Source organism: Mesorhizobium sp. M1E.F.Ca.ET.041.01.1.1 (assembly GCF_003997355.1).
In the GTDB taxonomy this organism is placed as follows: domain Bacteria; phylum Pseudomonadota; class Alphaproteobacteria; order Rhizobiales; family Rhizobiaceae; genus Mesorhizobium.
In genome coordinates, this window is the sequence record NZ_RZSL01000568.1 from 1 (window position 1) to 3,784 (window position 3,784).

Here is a 3,784-nt window from a genome sequence, read left to right on the forward strand (position 1 = left end):
GCGTCACGACGCAGAGCCACATCAGCACCAGCGTCAGGTAGTTGACGCCGTTGGTGACGAACAGCGCCAGGCAGAGCACATGGAACAGAACCGGCAGTTCGAATTGGTTGATCAGGTTGTTGGCGACGGTGACGCTTGAGGCCGGCTCGGTCGAGCGGACCTTGTACTGGCTGATCTTGGCCTCGCCGGACTTCACGGCAAGATAGCGCCGCTTCAGCATCACCAGATAAACGATGTAGACCAGGAGCACATGCGCCAGCATCGGCCAAAAGATGGCGGTCTGGTTCATCTCCCCGCCCCCTCCTGACCCGCTCAAAGCCGCCGTTGAGCGGCCAGCGCGAAGACCGCAACGATCAAAACCGGGATCGCCAGAAGCGCGAACTTGGTGACGATGAGCGACGAGGCAAAGGCCAGCGAATCGGGATTGGCCGACTGGAAATCCGACAAAAGCCGCGCCACGGCAAAATTCTGCGCGTAGTCGGCGATCGTATAGGGCAGCACCAACACCAGCGCGGTCAGAGCCTGCAACTGCGCCGGCATGGCTCGGAAATTGCCGAACCGCCGGCCGAAGGCCACGATCAGGCTGACCGAGGTGAGCGACAGCAGCGCCGGAAACAGAAGGTCGAAGGTCAGATAATGCCAGACGATGATGATCTCGCCGCCGCGCCGGCCGAGCGCGGTGAGCCATGCCATGCCTTCATCGGGCGTGAAACCCGCAACGCGCATGTCGAGCGAAGAGAGCCCGCCGCTCAGGCGGCGGAAATAGAAAAACTCCAGCGCCGTCATGGCGATGAAGACCGCGGCGGAAGCGACGGAGAGCGCCGCCGCGTGACGCGACAGGCGCAACACTCCCAACGTCAGACCGCGCCACAGGCCCAGGCGATCCGGCCGTTCGGCGCTCTGATCAAAGTCCGCCCGGATAATTCGGGCTTTCGCGGGTGATCGTGACGTCATGGGCGTGGCTTTCACGAAGTCCTGCGTTTGATATGCGCACAAAGGTGGCGCGTTCGCGGAACTCGGCAAGATCGCGCCCACCGACATAACCCATAGCGGCTTTTAGGCCGCCCGCAAGCTGGTGCAGCACGCCAGCCACAGGTCCTTTGTAGGGAACCTGGCCTTCAATGCCTTCCGGGACGAGTTTCAGGGTGTCGCGGACCTCGGCCTGGAAGTAACGATCGGCCGAGCCGCGCGCCATCGCGCCGACCGAGCCCATGCCGCGATAGGCCTTGAAGGAACGACCCTGATGCAGATAGACCTCGCCCGGGCTCTCGTCGGTACCGGCAAGCAGCGAGCCGATCATGGCGGCGCTTGCGCCGGCGGCGAGCGCCTTGGCGAGATCGCCTGAGTATTTGATGCCGCCGTCGGCAATCACCGTCACGCCAGACTTCTCGGCGGTCTCCGCCGCCGACATGATCGCCGAAAGCTGCGGCACGCCGACGCCGGCGACGATGCGCGTGGTGCAGATCGAGCCGGGGCCGATACCGACCTTGACGGCGTCGGCGCCGGCATCGATCAGCGCCTTGGTGCCTTCGGCGGTGGCGACGTTGCCGGCCAGAATGCGCAGGGAATTGGAGAGCTTCTTCGCCCGCGTCACCGCATCCAGCACGCGCTGTGAATGGCCGTGCGCGGTGTCGATGACCAAAAGGTCGACGCCGGCATCGATCAGGCGCTCGGCGCGCTCGAAGCCGTCGTCGCCGACGCTGGTGGCGGCGGCGGCGCGCAGCCGTCCCTGCGCGTCCTTGGTGGCGTGCGGGTTGAGCTGCGACTTCTCGATGTCCTTGACGGTGATCAGGCCGACGCAATTGCCCTTCCTGTCGACCACCACCAGCTTCTCGATGCGGTGCTTGTGCAGGAGGCGCTTGGCCTCGTCCTGGTCAACATTCTCCTTCACCGTGATCAGGTTCTCACGGGTCATCAGTTCATAGACCTTCTGCGACGGATCGGAGGCGAAGCGCACGTCTCGGTTGGTGAGGATGCCGACCAGCCGGCCCACCGTGTGACCGCCGGTGCCGCCGTTCTCGACCACGGGAATGCCGGAAATGCCGTTGGCGCGCATCAGCGCCAGCGCGTCGGCGAGCGTCGCGTCCGGGCCGATGGTGACCGGATTGACCACCATGCCGGATTCGAATTTCTTCACCTGCCTGACCTGCTCGGCCTGCTCGGCGGGCGAGAAATTGCGATGAATGACGCCAATGCCGCCGGCCTGTGCCATGGCGATCGCAAGCCTCGCCTCGGTGACGGTGTCCATGGCGGCCGACAGGATCGGCACGTTGAGATCGATGTCGCCGGCGATGCGGGTGCGGATGTCGGTCTGGCCGGGCATGACCTCGGAATGGCCAGGCTGCAACAGCACGTCGTCAAAGGTCAGCGCCAACGCGCCGGTGGACGTCTCGATGATTTTTGCCATGGCCAGCCCTTTTTGAATGCGGAAAAGGCGCTGGACCGAAATGGCCAGCGCCGACTCTCATCTTCCCTTTCAGGATTGGCGCTGGCTGGTAACACGTCCTATTGCGGTTGAAAAGCCGGTCGTTGCGAGACGCTTCAGCTTCTATTCCGCACCCAGGAGAGCATCCAGCAAAGCGTGACGTGGCGACGCAAAAGGATTGACCACGGTTACACCACCCCAGGTGAAGCCGTTTTGCAGGTCTTCCGACAGGAGCAGCCGGCAACCCGTTTGCGAAGCAGTGGAAAGAATTGCAGCATCCCAGATACCGAAACGATGGTCCGCAGCAAGATCGACGGCCATCATCATCACTTCCGGCGTCGTTCCAGCAACCGGGAACGCGTCGCGCCAGCTAAGCAGCGCCTCCCGAGCCTCCTGGGGCGACCTTCCGGCCTTATGGACAAGGACATTAAACAGCTCCCCCAGCACCTGGACCGGAACAACGGCAGCCTCTTGTGGGACATTGCCTAGCAGTTCGAGAACGACGTCGCGTTTCTGCGCGTTGTTAACGCCCTCTGCATAGGCGAGGACGTTGGTGTCGATCGCGACCTTCACAGATCGTCCTCATAAAGCTCATCGCGGGTCCAGCTTCCGGCATCGACGATCGGCTGCCGTTGGAGGCGCGACAGCAATGCCGCGCGCGAGCGGGAGGCCACGCCCTCGTGCTTTTCCGCCGGCACGATCCGTGCCACCGGCCGCCCATGGCTGGTCACGACGTAGCTGTGGCCCTCGCGCACCTCACGCAGGATATGAGAAAACCGGCGATTGGCGTCGGCTGCCGAAACGGCTTCGTCCATGGTTGCGCCTGCCATGTAGTTATTTTCACTACAATAGTGATCGAGTCCGCATTTAGCAAGCCATTGCGGGATCACAACCGCTACCAGTGGTTGCGATCGCACAAAAGTGACAGCAATTTAATGCGACATCCGGGCCAATGCGTGATACCGCCCGGGGCGTGCCGGCTTGCCCCCAGCCTGGCATCGAGAATCGCGAAGACAAATCAGGGCGCTCCCTTGAACCGCATCATCCCGCTCATCCTGGCGGTCGCACTTTTCATGGAGAACATGGATTCGACCGTGATCGCGACCTCGCTGCCGGCGATCGCCATCGACATCCATACCAGCCCGATCGCGCTCAAGCTGGCGCTGACGGCCTATCTGGTGTCGCTGGCGATCTTCATTCCGATCAGCGGCTGGATGGCGGACCGGTTCGGAGCCAAGAACGTGTTCCGCGCCGCGATCGCCGTCTTCATCGCCGGTTCGGTCGCCTGCGCCTTTGCCAATTCGCTGCCAGCCTTCGTGGTGTCACGCTTCCTGCAGGGCATGGGCGGCGCCATGATGA

6 protein-coding genes are annotated in these 3,784 nt (G+C 63.1%); 1 reads left to right on the forward strand and 5 read right to left on the reverse strand.

The genetic code is table 11. The features are described from left to right. From EOA38_RS30290 to EOA38_RS30310, 5 genes are all read right to left on the reverse strand, one after another. On the reverse strand, positions 1-289 hold a 289-nt coding region (locus EOA38_RS30290), incomplete at its 3' end, for an MAPEG family protein (RefSeq protein ID WP_127300961.1). 23 nt (positions 290-312) lie between these two features. After that, complete coding sequence (locus tag EOA38_RS30295; RefSeq protein ID WP_127300966.1) at positions 313-840, reverse strand: hypothetical protein; 528 nt, start codon at positions 838-840, stop codon at positions 313-315. Between the two features lie 64 nt (positions 841-904). Beyond that, the gene (gene guaB, locus EOA38_RS30300; RefSeq protein WP_127300962.1) at positions 905-2,407 is read right to left on the reverse strand and encodes an IMP dehydrogenase; all 1,503 of its coding nucleotides are present in this window, start codon (positions 2,405-2,407) and stop codon (positions 905-907) included. A gap of 141 nt (positions 2,408-2,548) precedes the next feature. Next, a complete protein-coding gene (locus tag EOA38_RS30305; RefSeq protein ID WP_127300963.1) occupies positions 2,549-2,998 on the reverse strand; it encodes a PIN domain-containing protein in 450 nt (149 codons plus the stop codon). Beyond that, entirely contained in the window at positions 2,995-3,240 is a 246-nt protein-coding gene (locus EOA38_RS30310) for a type II toxin-antitoxin system prevent-host-death family antitoxin (protein ID WP_127300964.1), read from the reverse strand. Before EOA38_RS30310 ends, EOA38_RS30305 begins: the two co-directional genes overlap by 4 nt. A gap of 216 nt (positions 3,241-3,456) precedes the next feature. Here EOA38_RS30310 and EOA38_RS30315 point away from each other — a divergent pair. Beyond that, positions 3,457-3,784, forward strand: a 328-nt coding sequence (locus EOA38_RS30315; protein WP_127300965.1) for an MFS transporter, incomplete at its 3' end; no start/stop codon positions are given.